Consider the following 19,201-nt stretch of genomic DNA (forward strand, 5'->3'; position numbering starts at 1 on the left):
CAATTGACTAGATATGTTTAAGATTAAGCACAAATCCAGGTACTATATCTTCTCCTGATAAACTAGCAGGAGATTGTAGCACTTCAACATCCCTAGCAGAGCGATAAATTTCTACTTGCCTAGTCTCTAAATCAATTAACCAACCCAATCTAGCACCGTTATCTTGGTACTCTTGCATTTTATTTTGTAGCCTTTTTAAACAATCAGGATCAGAACGCAATTCTACTACAAAATCAGGGCATACAGGCGGAAATCCCTCCTTTTGCTCTTGGGTGAGAGAATCCCATCTGTCACCTTTTAACCAAGACGCATTAGGCGATCGCACAGTTCCATTTGGTAAAATAAACCCAACCGAAGAACCAAAAGCTATACCTAATGACTCTTCACGATTCCACACTCCAAGTTGAGAAGTTAAATTAGCATTAGGGTTGCTGGTTAAACCTCCTACTAAAGGCATTAGTAGCAATGTGCCATCAGCATTACGCTCAAATCTGATTAATTCATTTATCTGACATAACTGGAAGAATTGCTCATCTGTTATTTGAAGAACAGGAGCAAAGTTGATAGTTAACGCATCCATAGAAAAATTTAAACTTGAATGTTTTATGAACAGTCATGTTTTGATTTTATGCTTGGATGCCTAAAAGAGCGATCGCCTTTCAGAAAATCTCAAAAACAAAGTGTAGACGCGTAGCAGCTTGTCGTTAGACATCGCCTGTTGTGGAAGAGTTAGCGATCGCCCCGATAGAACAATAATTTACTAAGCTGTTGCAAATTCTGTAAATTTTCTCACATCTGGAGGCTGAAAAGCTAACACAATATCGCTGCTACTTACACCTAGCTTCATTAATTCAGTCGCTATTCCTTCTTCTGTCCAGTCTTCTTCTATGAAAATTTTCTCATTTTTAATCCGAATATGAACATGAGTATATTTAAGTCTTTTGCTACCTTGCCAATCTACAGTTAACCAGAGATAATGATCGTGATTTTCATCAAACACTAAACAATTTTCCGCAATTTTATCAGGTGATTGACGAGATAAATTATCATAATTCAGTTAGCACCTGTTTAATTAACTTTCGATATGTTGTTAATTTATCCATAAAGTAATTTCCTCCCTTTCATTGTTAAAAACAATAAATTCAATTTGCTGAAGTTTTACCACTGCTTGAATAGATTTTCTTTGAAAGAAAGTATCAAATACTGTATCTCTGATTGCTAGATAAATTTTATAGTTTTTACTGGCTAGTTGTAAAATATCGCGGTAAAGAATATATTGACCTAGAGCATTTTCAAAATCTCTCATAGGAGAAGGACTGATAAAAGTCTTGATTTCTACAACTATTTTTCGTCCTTATTGTTCTGCTAATAAGGCTTTTTCTACAAATAAATCAGCATAAAGTTCTGCATCTTCATACTGCAAAAAATAAGGGTCAGCTATAATTGTCCAGCCATCTTTAATTAAGGCATTTTTAACAGCATCATGGTAAATGTCTTTTGCTGGCATTTCCTTCGTGGTAATATTGGCTAGATATTAAGTTCAGTTATTATAATTATACTCACTGGCCAAAAACTTCAATATCTCATCCCCTTAAAATTACACTCCCAAAGTGCGATCGCTTTACAGAAAACTTCAAAAATAAAGCGATCGCTGTTGTAGAAGAGTGAGTGCGATCGCCTTGTAGAAAACCTCAAAAACAAAGCGTAGACGCATAGCGGCTTGTCATTAGATATCGCTTGTTGTGGAAGAGTAAGCGATTACATTCCCAAAATCTCCCCAAGAACAATTACACCCCACACTCTCAAACAGCGATCGCATTCTACGCAGTTTCACATTTTTTATAGTTTTACGTAATTATACGGTTTAATAATGTATTATTTTTTGTAGAAAATGACAATACAATAAATAATTTTATTATAGATAATGATCGAAATTAAAAGAGTTAAAAGAGATCCCACAAAGCATTTTTTATACTGCCTACGTTTTGATTATCTTTTATGTTTTGAATCTGGAACTCAAGAGAGTTTTAGATATGATGATGCTATTTATTGGGGAATGACATCAAACCTCAAGGAAAGAATGAAACAGCATTTCGAGGGAGATGTGCATTCAACATCACCAGATGAACGTAAAAACATTAATATCTTGTACACAATAGCTTTTAAAACTAGAGAAGAAGCAGAAGCTAGTGAAAAAATTGCTTGGCAAAAATCTGGCTATGGTTGTGGAACTATGTATTCCTATGCAGGCGTAGTGGCAGATATTACATCTGCTTATCGTTATCTCCTAGATTTAGGATGGGATGGACATCAAATAGGATTGAGGTATTTTTTACAAACGATGCCTGTATATTTAAAATTGTGGGATATTAAAGATACTTATCTTAAGGAAGAAAAACCAAAGAATTTGCAACAGCAACCATTAAAAAAATTAGGAGCAAGAGCGCGTAATAGACAAATTATCAAGAGAATGATTTTGGAATAATTATCACAAACTTTATTTTTTGATAAATCTACTCTATTTTGGAATAAATTTATGCCCTTTTTTGAACTACTTACTGCTTACGATCTATTCAAAAAACTGGAACAAGATTTAGAAGACCTTGAGCGTTCTTACCAAGACACAAGAGTTGCCTACAACCTATTTGTTACAGCAGAACACTTACCAGATTGGCTTGATAAGCGAGATTTGGTAAGGAAATATGTCATTTTGCGAATTACATCTCATCTTGCTAATGGTGCAAAGCACTTCCATCTTCGTGATACCCGTCATAAGTCCATCACAAAAACTGAAAAAGACCGAGTTTTTGAGCAAGGTGTATTTGAGCCAGGAGTATTTAACGAGCCTCTTGTGATCTACTTTAGCCATGAAGAAGCACAAGAGTTGGGTACGGAAACAATAGAGGCATTAACTCTAGCTAAAGAGGTAATAAAGTTTTGGGAACCATATGTTCCAAAACCAGTAACATGATTATAAACTGATAACATTAAAAATGTATACCGAATAAACACATTGGTTGTAAAAGAATAAGTTGTTCCCAGGATAAAACCTTCAATTATTCAAAAAATAATTCTTCACAATTTATTCTAAACCAATGTCATAACTTGCTCATATTCTTTTTTATGGCTTTGCAAAGCATCCCAAAGATCAATTTTTTGCTGAAGATTCAGCCAAAGTCTTGGGCCATTTCCTAAAGCTTTACCAAGACGTATTGCTATATCTACTGTAATTGAGCTTTGACCATTAATAATTTCCTCAATTGTTTGATTAGATATTCCTAAAATTTCTGCAAAATTTGCGGCATTAATATCTAAATCATCTAAAATATCTGCAATTACTTCACCGGGATGTATTGGTCTGACTAATCTATCATCAGTAATATCTTGCCAATTATCCATAATTAATACTCTTTACATAATAATTTGGTTAACCTTACTTAGCATGGTCTAGCCAATTAATATGATATTAACACAGGAGTTAATGATAATCTTCAAGATTGACATCATAAGCATCACCATCTTCAAAGTTAAAAGTGATACGCCAGTTTCCTGACACCTTAATTGACCAAGTTCCTTTCCTGTCTCGTTTTAATTCATGTAAATCATAACCTGGTAATTTAATATCTTCTACAATTAAGGCTGAGTCTATAACTTCAAGTCTGATTCTAATTTTCTTTTCTAAGTTTGCAGGAATTCCTTTATTAAAATTTTCTCTAAATAGATTTTCTAATGCTTTATTTTTAAACGTTTGAATCATCTATTTTTCAATTTTATATCAGACGGTTAAATCATTTATAGTGATACCTAGATTGAAAAATTAAGGCAGGCATTATGCCTGCCTATGTAATCCTATTCTATTCCTTCAATCCGGTCTTCAACTTCTTGGTACAACTCGCGCAGACGATCTAAATTCTCCTCGCTAGTCTCCCAATAACCGCGTCCATTTACTTCCAACAAAGTTGATACAACCTTGCGGAAAGAATGGGGATTAAGGTTCAGCAATCGTTTCTGCATTTCTTCATCTTTGATGAAGGTTTCGTTAGTATCCTCGTAAATCCAGTTATCCACAGCGCCAGCTGTTGCACTCCAACCCATTGTATTTACCAATCGCTTGGAGAGTTCGCGCACACCTTCATAACCGTGATTTAGCATCCCCTCATACCACTTGGGATTTAATAATTTGGTACGCGCATCTAAACGCACGGTTTCCGATAATGTCCGCACTTGGGCGTTAGCTGTGGTTGTATCTGCAATATAAGATGCTGGTTTTTTACCATCACCCCGCAGATTTGCTACCAGCTTAGTAGGATCTGAATCAAAGTAATGAGAAACATCCGTTAAGCTAATCTCGGAAGAATCAAGATTTTGGAAAGTTGCATCAGCAGTTTTTAATGTACTTTCAAAAATCTGCCGGGATTCGTCCATGATTCCGGGGTTATCGGAATTGAAGGAGAAAGATTTCCGGCTGAGATACATTTCCTGCAACTCGGCTTCGCTGTCCCAAGTACTATTTTCCACCGCCAAGTTGATATTTGACGAGTAGGAACCAGAAGCGTTGGAGAAGACGCGCGTCGCTGCTTGACGCAGATTAACCCCCATTTCCTCAGCTTGTTGCAAAGCATGTTTGCGAACAAAGTTCATTTCTAAGGGTTCATCTGCCTCAGCCGCCATCTTCACGCCTTGGTCTAGCAGGTTCATTTGATTGATGAACAAGTCGCGGAATACACCGGAACAGTTGATTACTACATCAATTCTGGGTCGTCCCAATTCTTCTAAAGGTATCAATTCCAACTTGTTCACCCGTCCCAAAGCATCGGGAACTGGACGCACGCCCACCATCCACATAATTTGCGCTAGGGATTCGCCGTAAGTTTTGATGTTATCGGTTCCCCAAAGGACGCAGGCAATGGTTTCTGGCCATTTTCCCTCGTTTTCTACCTTGTTACGTGCCAAAAGCCTGTCTACAACGATTTTGGCTGATTGAACTGCTGCTGTTGTGGGGATGGATTGGGGATCGAGTGCGTGAATATTCTTACCCGTGGGCAATACATCTGGGTTGCGGATGGGATCGCCACCTGGGCCAGGTAGAACGTACTCACCTTCTAAGCCTTTGAGTAATGCTCCCAGTTCGTTATCGGCACAAACTTGTTGCAGGCAGAATTCCAAATACTCAAATAGGGGTTTTAGGGCTGCGCCATCAACTTTGGGATAACCTGCTTTATGCAATGCTTCTACCCAAGGTTCTTTTTTACCCATGTTAAAGAAATTCAACCGGGAAACCAGAGAAACTCGCCCTTCCGCGTCGATTTGCTCTTGCACAAGGGCGCTAACTGCTGCACGGGTTGCCAAGATGATATCTTGCAATAACTGGACATCTTCTAAAATGCCTCGATCGCTATTTTGGTAAATATCGTCAATGTTACGCCCAATGCTATTAGCGATAATTCCGGGCAAACCTTGAAGTTCTTCTTCTTGACGATCTAGACTGGCAATGTTGACGAGAGTTGCGATCGCTTCTTCTGCACTTGGCGGTTTACCAATGACGTGCAAACCACAAGGCAACAACCGAGACTCGATTTCCATCAACTTGCGGTAGACGTTGCCAACAATATTATCGCGATCGTCGGCACTCATTTCTTTGGCATCGGTTTGGGGCAGGTTAATATCCTTATCCAGATTCACGATCCGGCATTTATCCATGATGCTGTTGACAATGGGAACGCCGCGTCCACTATCTTTTAAGGTTTGGTAAGAAGCAATTAACTCGCTAAGTTCCTTCAAACCTTTATACAAACCAGCATTTTCTGCAGGCGGTGTCAAGTAAGAAATTGTTTCGGCATAACTCCGGCGCTTGGCAATTGTCGCCTCACTCGGATTATTAGCTGCGTAGTAATACAAGTTGGGAATTGAGCCAATCAAGTTATCTGGATAACAATCACCAGACATCCCCATCTGTTTACCCGGCATGAATTCCAAGGAACCGTGAGTACCAAAGTGCAGTACAGCATCAGCTTTCCAAACTTGCTCTAGGTAAGTGTAGTAGGCAGCAAAACCGTGGTGAGGACTCGCTGAACGAGAAAACAACAGCCGCATCGGATCGCCTTCATAACCAAATGTGGGTTGGACACCGATGAAGACGTTACCGAATTGCTTACCATAAATCAGCAGATTTTGCCCATCGCTGTTGAGATGTCCGGGAGGTGGGCCCCAGTTTTCTTCTAGGCGTTGAGAGTAAGGGGTCAGCGCCTCATACTCAGGAACCGACATTTTGTAAGCAATGTTGAGTTCTGGACTGCTGTACTGTGCTTGGGCGTCGTGGATGACTTCTTGCATTAACGCTTCGGCTGATTCTGGCAATTGGGGTAAGTCGTAGCCGTTATTTTTGAGGGCTTTCATCACCTCGTAGATGGAACCGAATACATCCAAGTAAGCGGCGGTTCCGACGTTGCCTTTATCTGGCGGGAAGCTGAAAACGGTGATGGCGACTTTTTTATCCAGCTTCGGCTTGCGGCGCAGATTTGCCCATTTTAAGGCGCGTTCGGCTACAGCTTCCATACGGTCTTGGAGTGCGATCGCTTTGCCGGTAGTTCCATCTCTACCAGATAATATAATTGGCTCAATTGCTCCATCCAATTCAGGAATTGCAATTTGCAAAGCTACTTGAATGGGATGTAACCCCAAATCGCTATCCATCCACTCTTCTGTGGTTTGGAATACTAAGGGTAACGCCACCATGTAAGGACGGTTTAAGCGTTTGAGTGACTCAATTGCCTTGGGATGATCTTGTCTAGCTGGGCCACCCACTAAAGCAAAACCAGTCAGCGATATCACTGCATCTACCAACTGTATATTGGTAGTTGGTTCATAGAAGTAAGCATCCACAGGCTTGGAGAAGTCCAAACCACCAGCAAACACAGGTAGTACCCGTGCGCCTAGTGCTTCCAACTCCTGCACCATCGCTACATAATGGGCATCATCCCCTGTAACTAGGTGAGTGCGTTGCAATACTAACCCGACACAAGGAGCTAGGGGATCTTTGAGATCGTTAGAAATATCCTTACGAGCTGTATACCAATTCAGGTACTCTCTGACATCTTCAAACATACTGGGAGCCAAAGGATGCCAAATCCCTAAATCGGGATAAACCACGGGCTGTTCGTATGTAGAAGGTGCAAAATTTTGTTTGTCTAAACCTTTAAATACATATTTATCAGCTAGCATCAGCAAGAAGTTTTCCAGATTTTCTGGAGAACCTCCTAGCCAATACTGAAAACTGAGCATGAAATTTCGGGCATCCTGTGCCTTGTCCATTGGTAAAAACTTCAGCACTTGCGGCAGGGTTCGCAAAAGCTTTAGCATCCCATCTTGGAATCCCGCACCGGATTTTTCTTTGCGTTTCCGCATGAATTGCGCGATCGCACTTTTTGACTGACCCAACTGTGCTAGAGAAAAGCTGCCCATTTTACTCAGGCGCATGACCTCTGGCATCGAGGGAAAGACAACGGAAACATCCAGGCGATCGCGGTGTGGTTCTACTGCTGCGACTACTTTCTGTGCTAAGTCTTCAATAAAAATTAGGGAAGCGATGAAGATATTCGCACTCTCAATTTCTCGTTTGAACTCTTCGTAATTCTCTGGGTCGCGGAGTTCCTCAATCAAGTACCCGCTGATTTCAATCGCCAAGTTGGGATTGTTCGCGTTAATCGTGCGAACTGCTTGCGACAAAGCACTCTGGTACTGGGACTCAAGCACGACATAGACCACCTTGATTAAACTACGTCCGCGTAAGTTATCAGGCGCAATGTGTCTAATGGTGGACTTGACGTGTGTGAACATGCTTCTTCGGCTCCTTTGATGCGTGTTCTCTACTTGAAGTTATTAGCGGCATCGGCAGCCACAGTTAACTTCTGAATCTTTAGGCAATATGTGTTTTTTATCAGAAAACGCTTGCCCACTGGGCATTTTATCGTCTATCTGACACAAATCGATATAAAAAACGAAATATTTCTTCGTAATTGTTGACTGTGTTTAAAAGTATCTGCTCACTTATTTGTAAATTTTTATTTACATCAATAATTAACTATTTAGTTATTAATACTATAAAATATATTCTCAGAGAACAGAGATTTTGAATTTCTGTTAACAAAATTATCGAGTAACAGTACCAACGTGGGTATTATAATATCCGGTTTTTTTTATAAGCATAAAATAATAACTGCTCAGGAGTTATACCCAAACTCTTGGCAGCAGAAAGCGCCAGGAGATTAGCGCGAGAATCCTAGCAGTTTTCAATTGCATCTGCAATTTTGCTCAATACAGATACTTCGCCTTCTTGGGTAATGCGATCGCTTTGAGCTTTAGATAAATTCAGTTGTGCTTGAGCATATCGATTTTCTTAAGGTTAAAAATGTCAATAATAGAGGAGTGAAGATGCAGCGTTTCATATTAGAAAAACTTACGGCTTCTAAAATTTTGATAAAAAACCCCGCTATCGGAAAGCGGGGAAATTTAAGTTTAAAAAACTAGATAGAATATTAAGGTTGGGAACCAGGAGCATTACCATTAACAACAGCACTCGCTATCCAATTATTAGTACCAGCAATGCGATACCAACGGCGATCGGGCTTACCTGTCCAAGTATCTGCTACGGAATCGCCATATTTCCATCCATTTTAACTTTCCTCTAATGTTAAATTGATATTTGCTTATCATTTATTATCCGTATAAGTTGTAGCCCTTATAATATTTATCTAAATATGTGTTAATTAAAAGCTAATGATAAAGCAGTAGTTAATGTAACTAATATAAATATTGAAAATAATCAAATAGTATTTTTGATTAGTATGAAGATTCCAACTTCTCAAAATTCAGATTCTTTGGAAAACTATAGCGGTTCTCACTTCGTTGCAATACAGTCCCAAGCCCACCCCGCATTTGCTTACGCAAACGCTCCCCTCCCCGCGCGCGGGGAGGGGTTGGGGGTGGGGTTGAAAGTGTATTTCATCCAAACGAGAAGCGCTATAGCCCTCTTCTGTCACTTTCCGAAAACATTTACCATTTCTGAATTCTAGAGCTTTTGTATAGCAAGCGTAGGCGTAGCCCGCCGCAGGCATCGCGCGATTCTTTTCTAATAACAAATACAAGACCAATTTTTTTCTAATAGTATAGCTTGTATTGATTGTCTCATAAGGCTTAAGCGCGATTGCCCTCCCGGAGAGTGACAGAAGAGGGATAGTAAGATTGAAAAATACTGGAGAGAAATATGAAAATTACCTATGACCCAGAAGTAGATATATTAAGGATTATATTGAGTGATGTACCCATAGAAGATAGTGACGAAGAAAAGCTAGGGGTAATTTTAGATTACGATCAAGACGGAAATATTATCGGGCTAGAAATATTAGACGCTTCCAAAAGAATCGATAATCGACATTCCCTAGAGTATTCGATTTCTACATAATAGAGGTTTGAGAGTGTTAGCGCACAGCTTGTCGTATCTTTGAAGCGATCCTGTTTTAACCAAAGACACTAAGAAACAAAGATAAAAATATCTAACCTTCGCGCATCATCCAAACCAACATTCCCAATAGTATTTCCACTGGAGGAACGGTATAATCGTTCAGAATCAGAGGCAGCGATCGCCCTTTCTTACCCAGAAGTCGATAGAATTCAGAGAAATGCGATCGCAATTCCTTGATTGAGCATATTTACTGTAATTCCTTGAGCTTTTTATTCAATGCAAATTATATCAGTTTAATAACAGACGAGAGGTTGATCGCTCGTTGTAAATACAAAACCACTATAATTAATGCCGTGTAGGTAATTCAATCACAAACTCTGTACCCTCACCTTGTGTTGAATGGCAACTTAGCTGACCGCGATGATTGTTAACTACAATTTGGTAAGCAATAGATAAACCTAGTCCTGTTCCTTTACCGATGGCTTTTGTAGTGTAAAAAGCATCGAATATCTTTGTCTGGTTTGCTTCGCTGATTCCTGATCCATTGTCTGCAATTCTGAGAATAACTCGTTCTTCAATTGCCTCAGTTTTAATCCAAATCATCCCAATATGTCTAAAGTTTTCATCAAAATATTGATTTTTTTTGATTTCCTCAATCGCATCAATACCATTACCAATCAAATTCATAAAAACCTGATTTAGTTCGCCTGGGTAGCACTCAACAAGTGGTAATTCTCCATATTCTTTGATTAATTTAATTGCTGGACGATGAGCATTCGATTTCAGTCGATGTCCAAGTATGAGTAGCGTAGTTTCTAAACCTTCATGCAGGTTAGCCAGTTTTTTCCCTGCTTCTCCGTGTCGAGAGAATTTATTCAACGATGACACAATTTCTGTAACGCGATCTGTACCTAGTTGCATAGATTGAATAATTTTGGATAAATCATTTAACAAATAATTGATATCTTTTGTTTTAATAGCATTTTGAATTTCAGTTGGTGGATCGGGCAGATACTTTTGATATAGTTTGAGTAAATTAACAACCTCTTGGAAATACTCTTCAATAAAATTTAAGTTGCCAGCAATAAAATTGATGGGATTATTTACTTCATGGGCAATTCCTGCTGTCATTTGACCCAAGGTTGCTACCTTTTCTGCTTGAATCAGTTGGGTTTGAATCTGTTGTAATTCAGCGTTTTTAGCAGTCAAGCTTTTCGTCAAATTTCTCAGCTTCAGTTGGTGCTCTATTCGCACCAATACCTCTTCATACTGAAAAGGTTTAGTAATATAATCTACAGCTCCTAATCGCAATCCTTTAACCTTATCAGCAGTATCTGAAAGAGCAGTCATAAAAATGATCGGAATATCCTGGACACGAGGATTGCTATCACTTTTTAGGTATTTACAAGTTTCAAATCCATCGATACCGGGCATCATGATATCAAGCAAGATTAAATCTGGTAAATTATCATTGTCTAATCTCTGAATGGCTTTTTCACCACTGCGAGCTGCCCAAACTTCAAAGCTAGACTGATCCAAAAAGCTCGATAAAACTTGTAAGTTGGCAGGGTTATCATCAACAACTAAAATAATTCCTCTGCTAGGCTCGCTATTTAGGGTATTTTTCTGATCGCCTATCGTTGCTGTCATAATATTTATACTCTATATTGATTCATGTTGCTTGTTTGCGAGACGCCAAAGGTGAAGACTCCAAATTCAAAATTCACACACTACAATCTCCATAAATAAATTTAGGGAAATTAATCCTTTTCCTTTTCGGTCAAAAAATTGAGGATTAAATCTTCATCAAACTGCCTCGCTAGCTGCCGCAATTGGTTAGCAAAGGGAGCGAATTTTGTATCTGTTTCCTCTAGTTTATCTGCCCATTTGAGAATGTCATTGAAGTTACCTTTACTGGCTAAATTTATCAGTTCCTGCAATACATCAGGAGAAGGAGGAGTCAATTTTTCTGATGAGCTATCAAGTGTTGTAGGCGAAGAATTGATTTTTTGTTCCTCAGACTGCTGGTAAATCCATGCCAAACCTAAATGACACTCTAATTGACGCAGTAATTCATCTGCCTGTATCGGTTTACTCAAAAAGGTGTCACCTCCTGCTTGCAGACTGCGATGTTGGTCGGCTTCAAAGACACTAGCAGAAGAGACGATAATCTTGACATCCTGGATATCTGGGGTATGACGCAGGTGTTTAATCAATTCAAACCCATCCATTTCTGGCATCAGCAAATCTGTAATCACTAGGTCTGGTTTAATGGCGATCGCTTTTTCTAAACCATCTTTACCGTTATTAGCTTCAATCACATTGAAACCCAATGGTTGTAATAAGTTTGTAATTACTGTGCGATTCTCCCAGCGATCGTCCACCATTATGATGGTGCGGCGACTGCCTGTAAAGCCAATGATTTGTCCCTTGGATGCAGCCATCGCAGACTGTACCCATTCGCTGGCTTGGGCGATCGCAATTTCAAACCAGAAATTACTACCCTGACCAATCTCACTTTTAACTTGGATATTGCTACCCATCATCTGCACCAACTGCCGAGTAATCGCTAAACCCAGCCCTGTTCCTTCTATCTGATGCTTTTTTTCACCTACTTGTTCAAATGGCAAAAAAATGTTGCCCAATTGGGTTGGAGTTATGCCAATTCCTGTATCTTTTATACTAAAGTGAATGTGATATTTCTCTGTCTGCTCATCAGCAGGAAGTCGATCGACTACCTCAACCTTGAAATTAACCTTACCCTCATCAGTAAATTTAATCGCATTTCCCAGCAAATTCAAGAGAACCTGACGTAACCTTTTGACATCAACAGAAACCCCTGTGGGTAAGTTGCTTGCAGGTTCATAGACAAACAAAATGCCTTTTTGTTCTGCCCGAATCTGGCAAATTTCTGCAATACCCTGTAAAAAAGATGGAAAATGCACATCTTGAGGATGCAGTTCCAGTTTTTGCGCTTCAATTTTGGAAAGATCCAAAATATCATTAATTAAAGTCAGCAGATGAGAGCCACACTGTTCAATGATATTTACATGATATTTCTCTGGCTCCGGCAAACCTTGAGAACGCAGCAAAATTTGAGCACAACCCAAAATACCATTCAAGGGCGTTCGCAGTTCATGGCTCATATTGGCTAAAAATTCGCTCTTAGCCCGGTTTGCAGTATCAGCCGCTGCTTTAGATTTTTTCAATTGAGCTTGTTCAAACGCTTGCACCTGCCACAAGACAGCGATCATCGTTACTGTCAATCCGCCCACAATTAGGGCGATCAGATCGAGGAATTGTAGTCGAGATTCAATATTTTGGCGCGGAATTACCAAAGCCACAGACCAATTAGCTTCTCGCAACGGCACATAAGCAACATACTTTTTGGTGCCGTCCATTTCCATCAACTGAATTCCCTGTTGTTTGTTTACCATCTGCTGCGCGATCGCATTTAAATTCCGATTTGGAATTTTCAGCAGGCTGGGTGCAGGTTTTTCTAACGTTGACATTAACGTTGAGTTGGGATGGACGATCGCTTCTCCTTGAGAATTGAGGGCGAATGCATAGCTGTTCTTGCCGTAGCGCAACGAGTTGACCACCTTAGCAATGCGATCGACTTTAACATTGCCGTGGAAAACCCCAATCGGCGAACGATTGGTCGGAGAATTTGACCAGATTGGAGTGGCGATCGCAATTAAAGGAATGCCTGTAGAACGGCTGATAAAGGGATCGGAAATGTTGCTTTTTCCAGCTAGTGCTTTTTGAAAGTAGTCTCGATCCTTAATATTTTTATTTGACCGACCAACCTTAGTATTAAAATACGAACCATCCGGGGTAGCTATTAGGAAAAAGAAAAATTCATCGATCCGCTCAATTTCTGACTTTAAATAAGGTTCTGCCACAGACCAGTCTAAGGAGCGGACAGCGGAAGTATGAGCAAGGGTTTGCACCTCTACTTTCCGAACATGCAACCATTCTTCAATTTCATCAACCCCTTTCTGTACCTCTAAAAAAGCTTTTCCTCTCAAGTCTTCTAGCGTTATTTTCCGAGCAGCCTGATAGCTAAAATAAGCAGAAATACTTACAATAAGAGTAGTGCCGCCAAGAATAAATCGGATCAGTAAATTGCGCGAGGAATATATTTTGGAAGCGGATGGGCTGGAGTTGCCTTTGAGCACAGGATTCACCCTCTAAACAATGGGTTTGGTAAGCAAAAAAAAAGGGCTATATATATTTAGATTGCCCAAAAAATTATTGATAATCGCAGCTATGATTGTTATCTATAGCTGCGATTATCAATACCCTAAACTTTGCTGACCATCAAGCCCACATCAAACAGGCAAAAGAGCGAGTTAAACTCCCTGAAAAACTAACTAATAGTAGCAACAAATTAAATCTGGAACAGATTATCAAATCTCACTAACAAGCTACAGTATATACCGATAACATAGTAAAGAATTAGGTAACATTTGCCTTTTGACTAATGACTCAAGTAGATATTCTGATCCTTTCAAATGGCCCCGGTGAAGTAACAACCTGGGTGCGTCCAGTAGTAAAGGCGTTGCGGCAAGAATTAGGGGATGACCATTCTTTAGTGAGAATTTCTGTAGTATTATCACCTTGCTCAAATGCCAGTGGTAAAGAAGCAGTGATCGCTCTTTCTTACCCAGAAGTAGATAGAGTTCAGGCAGCAGAACATTTTTGGCAATTTTTGCTTTGGGGTAAAACATTTGAAAATTGGGATTGGAGAAGTCGCGGTGTAGTCGTTTTTCTGGGCGGCGATCAAATTTTTCCAGTGATTATAGGCAAAAAGCTCGGATATCGCACAGTAGTTTACGCCGAATGGTCAGCCCGGTGGCATAACCGAATTGATCGCTTTGGAGTCATGAAACCTGAAGTTGCAGCCCGTGTTCCCCAGAAATATGCTCACAAATTCACTGTTGTCGGCGATTTGATGCTAGAAGCACAAGAACAAGTCAGCACTCCCTACTCCCTACTCCCCATTACCCCTTATCCCCAGAGGGGGCCCCACCTTCCCCACTCCCCAATCATTGGTTTACTCCCTGGATCGAAAGCAGCAAAATTAGCCCAAGGAGTACCATTAACTTTAGCCATTGCCGAATACGTTTATGCAAAAAGACCGCAAACCAGATTTGTGATTCCTGTAGCGCCAACTTTGGATTTACCAACTTTAGCTAGTTTTGCCGATCCTCAAAAGAACTCTATGGCTGAAACCTTTGGCTTTGATGGTGCTTCCTTAATTGTCCCAGAGGATGCTAAAGGTAAGCCATTGCTCAAAACAGCAGCCGGCTTAATTGTGGAACTGTGGCAAGAAAACCCTGCATATCACTTATTATCCCAGTGCTGCATCTGCTTAACTACGGTGGGGGCAAACACTGCTGAACTTGGTGCTTTAGGAGTGCCAATGATTGTTTTACTACCAACGCAGCAACTTGATGCTATGCGTTCTTGGGATGGTTTACCTGGATTGTTGGCAAATCTACCAGTAGTCGGTACACCCTTTGCTAAGTTGATTAATTGGTCATTTCTAAGATTTGTGAGACGCAAAGGTTTATTAGCATGGCCAAATATTTGGGCACAGGAAGAGATAGTCCCAGAACTTATAGGTAAACTTCAACCACAAGAAGTTGGGGAAATGGTTTTAGACTTTTTGACGCATCCAGAAAAATTGGATGATATGCGCGCTAAACTCCGTAATATTCGTGGTGAAAGCGGTGCAGCCCAGAAGATAGCACAGATTGTTGGTGAGGAAATTAGGAAGTCGGGAGAGATGAGGGAGTAATGAGAGCAACATCTCCCTCATTTTTACTCTGGCTTAATCTGAAGATTCTCCATCCCTGCGCCCAAGTTCATAAATGCCGGCACCCATACAGGCTAATATACCTGTACTAATTCCCCAACTCTCACCTAAACTAATTTCCAGAACCCAGTTACAGAAAGCGCCGACTACCAAAAAAGGCACAATGCTAAACAGTGAGGCGTAGAAAGCATTTTGGGATTCTCTGGCTTTACGAGTCTTTTCAAATTCCGACTGGCTGGTGTAAAGCGATCGCTCGGCAAAGTTAAACCAGCGATTGAGTTGCTCGATTACCCATTCATTGACTTTGGAAAAACCTAGATATAGCGCCAATGACCACAAACTCGCTCCAGCGATCGCGATCGTGTCTAACTCAAAACGGAAAGGCAAAATTTCAGTCAGCATTGCTTGGGGTAGTCCTGCAAAGGGTCAACTTTAGCTGTGAGTAGATGCTAAATAAACCTCTTGTGCAATTTTAAGCATAAAGGTTAACAAGATTTCAACTACTTGGTAAATCTCCTGCTTCTTAGCTTATTTACACCCATTTTCTATCTAAATGTATCCAAAAATACCCCAGATTTAAGTCAAAGCTACAACAGTTTTTTTATATAAGCTAGTACTTACAAACCACAAACCCTTTGAAATCAAATTATTTCAAAGGGTTTAAGATAGTGCCAGGAACCGGACTTGAACCGGTGACACGAGGATTTTCAGTCCTCTGCTCTACCAACTGAGCTATCCCGGCTAGGGCTTTTGTTAGCCACGATTAATCAATGTAGCAAATATCTAAGAATATAGCAAGTCTTTGGAGAAAAATAGTTATGCAGCTTTCAAAGTCAACTTAAACCAGATGAAAACGGCTACAAATAGTAGAAACTGGACAAGAACAATACTTGGCCCAGAAGCAAGGTTGAAAAGACCTGAGACAATGATGCCAGCAATGCTACTGATGGAACCAACTATCACTGACATGACTAGAAAGCGGCTAAAGTGGTGACTCATCAGTTTGGCGGTAGAGGCGGGAATGACCAAAAAGGCGTTCACCAATAAAACACCAACAGCTTTAATGGCAACAGCAACGGCGAGTGAAAGCAAGACCACAAAGGCGTAGCGGTACAATTGGACGGGAACACCTTGAACTTGGGCAACATCGGGATTAAGGGTCAATAAAATTTGCTGTCGTAGAGTTGATAGTAAAAATATGCTACCTCCCACAAGGACTAGCAGCGTCAAAATCAAATCTGTAGTGTCGATCGCTAGAATATCCCCAAACAGTACAGCCATCAAGTTGCCACGATATCCTTTAATTAAGCTCGTGAGAATTAAACCGATCGCTAATGCCCCAGATAGCACTATGCTAAGTATGCTATCGCTAGCTAAGTCGGTTTTGTCGATAAAGTAGAGGACAATAACCCCAAAAACTAAAGTAAAAGGTAACAGCATCCAAGTAGGATTTATTTGTAGCAGCACACCTAACGCCACACCTACCAATGCTGCATGACCTACCGCGTGGCTGAAAAATGACAACTGGCGCAAGGTAACAAAACTACCCAAGATCCCACCAAGTATTCCCATCAAAGCAGCACCAACGATTGCACGCTGTATAGAGGGAAGTTGTAATAACTCTAGCAAGTCATTACCACTAGCGATCGCTAACCAAGTTATCTGACAATCATTGAAGAAATCTATAATTACTGGCATTTTTCATTCTTTAATTACGAATTCTTTTAATGTTGGTGCTGGTAGCGACTGAAACCTGGGCCGTAGGTTGCTAACAGGTTTTGCGGTGAAAGGGCAATTTCTGGCTTACCAGTACAAACAATGCTCTGGTTCAGGCAAAGCACGCGATCGCAATGCCGATTTACCATATCAATATCGTGAGAAACTTGTAATACTGTCCAACCTTCCTCTCGCTTTAATTCATTTAGCAAAGCGTAAAAATCTGCTGCACCCTGCACATCAACACCAGCAAAGGCTTCATCTAGTACCAAGAGTTTCCGAGGCATTACCAAACAATAAGCTAATAAAACCCGCTTGAGCTGACCGCCACTAAGAGTACCAATGGCTTGATGCTGTAAATGATAAGCATCAGTTCGCCGTAAAGCTTCTGTTACTGCTGCCGATTTTTCTCGGTCTTGTCTCCCCAGCTTGGAAAAAAATGAACTCTTTTTTTTCCCTTCCTTAGTCCATCCCAGTCCTACTAATTCGCTGACAGAGATAGGAAAGCTGCGGTCAAAAATGAAGTTTTGCGGCATATAGCCCAACGTATGGCGTAAATGCCCCAATCTGGAAATTGGACGACCCAAGATTTCAATCGTCCCAGCACTTCGAGGTATCAAATCTAAAACTGCTTTTACCAGGGTACTTTTACCAGCACCATTGGGGCCAACAATGGCTGTATCTGTTCCTGGCAATAATTCAAAGGAAACATCTCGAACAGCTAGATAGCTGCCTTGATAAACAGTTAATCCTTCTACTTTTAAAATAGGAATGTCATTAGTCATTAGTCATTAGTCATTAGTCATTAGTCATTGGTCATTGGTCATTGGTCATTGGTCATTTGCAAAGGACAAAGGACAACTGACAAATGACAAATTTATTTACACGATGTTTCCAGAGTTTGCAAATTAGCTTTCATTGCCTTGAAATAATGCTGTGGATCTGTTTCGCCAGTTTCTAGAGAATCGAGAGTACGCAAAGTTATTTTTAAGTCTTTAGAAAGGCTGGTCAGCAGTTTATTATCTACTCCTGGTTCGCTAAATAAAGCTTTAACTTTGTATTTTTTCACAGCGTTGACGGCATTTTGGACATCTGTTGGTGAAAGTTGATCTTCGGGAATTTGCACCACAGCAACTTGCTTGAGGTTATAGCGTTTGGCTAAATATGGAAACGCATCATGAAAGGTAATAAAGGTGCAACTGGGATTTTTCTGCAAAGTTTGTTGAAATTCGCTGTTTAAACTTTCTAATTCTTTAATATAAGCCGTAGCATTTGCTTGGTAAGTAGCTTTGTTTGCGGGGTCAGCAGCAATTAATCCATCTCGAATATTAATTATCTGCTGTTTTGCCAAAACTGGATCTAACCAAACGTGAGGATTACCCTGACTATGTTCGTGGTCTTTTTCATCTGGTGTCGTTTTTACAACAGGTGAAATTTCATTCAAGGGTTTAATACTTTTACTAGCATCAATTTCAGTTAGTTGGGGATTTTGGGCATTTTTGACAGTACCTTCCAGAAATTCCTCCAAGCCTAAACCATTTTTTACTAACACCTTAGCAGTAGCGATCGCTTTGACATTTGCTGGTGTCGCTTGGTATTCATGTACCTCCGTACCAGGTGGCACTAGAATTTCTACATCTGCCACATCCCCAGCTACTGCTTTCGTAAACAAATATATCGGCAAAAATGTCGCTAGTACTTTAGTTTTTCCCGACTGTGACTGTGGGGTAGAAGCAGCTTCCTGTGCTTGCGGCGACTGTTCAGAAGTTGTTCTCTGATTTGGATTCGATTGACTACACCCAGTTGCCATCGACAACATTAGCAAAGCAATTATGGGCAAGATGCCGCTTCTTTGCCTACTTGTTCTAACTTCTCTGCAATTCACAATCACGATATTTCTCCTCCAAACGGATGCTTGCTCTACCTCTGTCATCATCGCTATTGACTATGGGAAGTATTCTAAATTTTATACTATAATAATTCTCATTCTCATTTTAAGTGCATAATATCATTTTGGGTTTGCTGTGTAATGAGTAACAACAAAACTTTTTCAGACAGTACAGCCCTCTGCAATTTGGTTTTCCCTAAATAATTAGGATTTCTTGACTTTTTTTTGTTAAAAAGGTTGCTTACTTCTGATAAGATTGCTGACAAATATTCTCATAAAATACACGTTAAAAAAACGTGGTTTGGGTGTGAAT

14 protein-coding genes, 1 tRNA gene and 2 pseudogenes are annotated in these 19,201 nt (G+C 40.2%); 4 read left to right on the top strand and 13 right to left on the bottom strand.

The features are described from left to right. Positions 1-7 precede the first annotated feature (7 nt). The 3 genes and pseudogenes from RMY63_RS27485 to RMY63_RS27495 all read right to left on the bottom strand — a co-directional run bounded on the left by RMY63_RS27485 (position 8) and on the right by RMY63_RS27495 (position 1,507). Positions 8-580 carry a Uma2 family endonuclease gene (locus RMY63_RS27485; RefSeq protein WP_322731736.1) on the bottom strand — a complete coding sequence of 191 codons (573 nt, stop codon included), beginning with the start codon at positions 578-580 and terminating at the stop codon, positions 8-10. A 180-nt stretch (positions 581-760) separates the two neighbouring features. Then, positions 761-1,103: pseudogene (locus RMY63_RS27490) on the bottom strand (XisI protein). Continuing rightward, positions 1,091-1,507, bottom strand: a pseudogene (locus RMY63_RS27495) (XisH family protein). Before RMY63_RS27495 ends, RMY63_RS27490 begins: the two co-directional pseudogenes overlap by 13 nt. Before the next feature lie 417 nt (positions 1,508-1,924). Here RMY63_RS27495 and RMY63_RS27500 point away from each other — a divergent pair. Beyond that, positions 1,925-2,485: a GIY-YIG nuclease family protein gene (locus RMY63_RS27500; protein ID WP_322731737.1), complete on the top strand. Its 561-nt coding sequence runs from the start codon at positions 1,925-1,927 to the stop codon at positions 2,483-2,485. A 51-nt stretch (positions 2,486-2,536) separates the two neighbouring features. Beyond that, on the top strand, positions 2,537-2,971 hold the full coding sequence (locus RMY63_RS27505; RefSeq protein WP_322731738.1) for a hypothetical protein: 435 nt from the start codon (positions 2,537-2,539) through the stop codon (positions 2,969-2,971). A gap of 116 nt (positions 2,972-3,087) precedes the next feature. Here the strand turns inward: RMY63_RS27505 and RMY63_RS27510 are convergent, their stop codons facing one another. From RMY63_RS27510 to RMY63_RS27520, 3 genes are all read right to left on the bottom strand, one after another. Next, positions 3,088-3,399 (bottom strand): HigA family addiction module antitoxin, encoded by a 312-nt coding sequence (locus RMY63_RS27510; RefSeq protein ID WP_322731739.1) that lies wholly within the window; start codon positions 3,397-3,399, stop codon positions 3,088-3,090. Positions 3,400-3,478: 79 nt separating this feature from the next. Then, positions 3,479-3,757: a type II toxin-antitoxin system RelE/ParE family toxin gene (locus RMY63_RS27515; protein WP_322731740.1), complete on the bottom strand. Its 279-nt coding sequence runs from the start codon at positions 3,755-3,757 to the stop codon at positions 3,479-3,481. 92 nt (positions 3,758-3,849) lie between these two features. Beyond that, entirely contained in the window at positions 3,850-7,836 is a 3,987-nt protein-coding gene (locus RMY63_RS27520) for a magnesium chelatase subunit H (RefSeq protein WP_322731741.1), read from the bottom strand. Between the two features lie 1,426 nt (positions 7,837-9,262). On the opposite strand from RMY63_RS27520, the gene RMY63_RS27525 reads away from it, so the two are divergent. Next, a complete protein-coding gene (locus RMY63_RS27525; RefSeq protein ID WP_322731742.1) occupies positions 9,263-9,460 on the top strand; it encodes a DUF2283 domain-containing protein in 198 nt (65 codons plus the stop codon). A gap of 345 nt (positions 9,461-9,805) precedes the next feature. Here the strand turns inward: RMY63_RS27525 and RMY63_RS27530 are convergent, their stop codons facing one another. Beyond that, positions 9,806-11,110: a response regulator gene (locus RMY63_RS27530; protein ID WP_322731743.1), complete on the bottom strand. Its 1,305-nt coding sequence runs from the start codon at positions 11,108-11,110 to the stop codon at positions 9,806-9,808. Between the two features lie 110 nt (positions 11,111-11,220). Next, entirely contained in the window at positions 11,221-13,641 is a 2,421-nt protein-coding gene (locus RMY63_RS27535) for a hybrid sensor histidine kinase/response regulator (protein WP_322731744.1), read from the bottom strand. 305 nt (positions 13,642-13,946) lie between these two features. On the opposite strand from RMY63_RS27535, the gene RMY63_RS27540 reads away from it, so the two are divergent. Beyond that, positions 13,947-15,266: a lipid-A-disaccharide synthase gene (locus RMY63_RS27540; RefSeq protein WP_322731745.1), complete on the top strand. Its 1,320-nt coding sequence runs from the start codon at positions 13,947-13,949 to the stop codon at positions 15,264-15,266. Between the two features lie 33 nt (positions 15,267-15,299). Here the strand turns inward: RMY63_RS27540 and RMY63_RS27545 are convergent, their stop codons facing one another. The 5 genes from RMY63_RS27545 to RMY63_RS27565 all read right to left on the bottom strand — a co-directional run bounded on the left by RMY63_RS27545 (position 15,300) and on the right by RMY63_RS27565 (position 18,819). Then, complete coding sequence (locus RMY63_RS27545; RefSeq protein WP_322731746.1) at positions 15,300-15,686, bottom strand: hypothetical protein; 387 nt, start codon at positions 15,684-15,686, stop codon at positions 15,300-15,302. A gap of 267 nt (positions 15,687-15,953) precedes the next feature. Beyond that, positions 15,954-16,026: transfer RNA gene (locus RMY63_RS27550), tRNA-Phe, on the bottom strand. A gap of 74 nt (positions 16,027-16,100) precedes the next feature. Then, positions 16,101-16,982, bottom strand: coding sequence for a metal ABC transporter permease (locus tag RMY63_RS27555; RefSeq protein ID WP_322731747.1), 882 nt, complete (start codon positions 16,980-16,982; stop codon positions 16,101-16,103). Positions 16,983-17,008: 26 nt separating this feature from the next. Continuing rightward, on the bottom strand, positions 17,009-17,785 hold the full coding sequence (locus tag RMY63_RS27560; RefSeq protein ID WP_322731748.1) for a metal ABC transporter ATP-binding protein: 777 nt from the start codon (positions 17,783-17,785) through the stop codon (positions 17,009-17,011). A 92-nt stretch (positions 17,786-17,877) separates the two neighbouring features. Next, complete coding sequence (locus tag RMY63_RS27565) at positions 17,878-18,819, bottom strand: metal ABC transporter substrate-binding protein (RefSeq protein ID WP_416212558.1); 942 nt, start codon at positions 18,817-18,819, stop codon at positions 17,878-17,880. Between the last annotated feature and the right edge of the window lie 382 nt (positions 18,820-19,201).

The sequence above is a fragment of the Nostoc sp. ChiQUE01b genome (genome assembly GCF_034531255.1).
Lineage (GTDB): Bacteria > Cyanobacteriota > Cyanobacteriia > Cyanobacteriales > Nostocaceae > Nostoc.

Bases quoted from the DNA above. Each gene is read 5' to 3' on its own strand.
- RMY63_RS27555 (WP_322731747.1), bottom strand. From the start codon at position 16,982: ATGCCAGTAATTATAGATTTCTTCAATGATTGTCAGATAACTTGGTTA.
- RMY63_RS27530 (WP_322731743.1), bottom strand. From the start codon at position 11,110: ATGACAGCAACGATAGGCGATCAGAAAAATACCCTAAATAGCGAGCCT.
- RMY63_RS27515 (WP_322731740.1), bottom strand. From the start codon at position 3,757: ATGATTCAAACGTTTAAAAATAAAGCATTAGAAAATCTATTTAGAGAA.
- RMY63_RS27525 (WP_322731742.1), top strand. From the start codon at position 9,263: ATGAAAATTACCTATGACCCAGAAGTAGATATATTAAGGATTATATTG.
- RMY63_RS27540 (WP_322731745.1), top strand. From the start codon at position 13,947: ATGACTCAAGTAGATATTCTGATCCTTTCAAATGGCCCCGGTGAAGTA.
- RMY63_RS27565 (WP_416212558.1), bottom strand. From the start codon at position 18,819: ATGTTGTCGATGGCAACTGGGTGTAGTCAATCGAATCCAAATCAGAGA.
- RMY63_RS27560 (WP_322731748.1), bottom strand. From the start codon at position 17,785: ATGACTAATGACATTCCTATTTTAAAAGTAGAAGGATTAACTGTTTAT.
- RMY63_RS27510 (WP_322731739.1), bottom strand. From the start codon at position 3,399: ATGGATAATTGGCAAGATATTACTGATGATAGATTAGTCAGACCAATA.
- RMY63_RS27485 (WP_322731736.1), bottom strand. From the start codon at position 580: ATGGATGCGTTAACTATCAACTTTGCTCCTGTTCTTCAAATAACAGAT.
- RMY63_RS27500 (WP_322731737.1), top strand. From the start codon at position 1,925: ATGATCGAAATTAAAAGAGTTAAAAGAGATCCCACAAAGCATTTTTTA.
- RMY63_RS27545 (WP_322731746.1), bottom strand. From the start codon at position 15,686: ATGCTGACTGAAATTTTGCCTTTCCGTTTTGAGTTAGACACGATCGCG.
- RMY63_RS27520 (WP_322731741.1), bottom strand. From the start codon at position 7,836: ATGTTCACACACGTCAAGTCCACCATTAGACACATTGCGCCTGATAAC.
- RMY63_RS27505 (WP_322731738.1), top strand. From the start codon at position 2,537: ATGCCCTTTTTTGAACTACTTACTGCTTACGATCTATTCAAAAAACTG.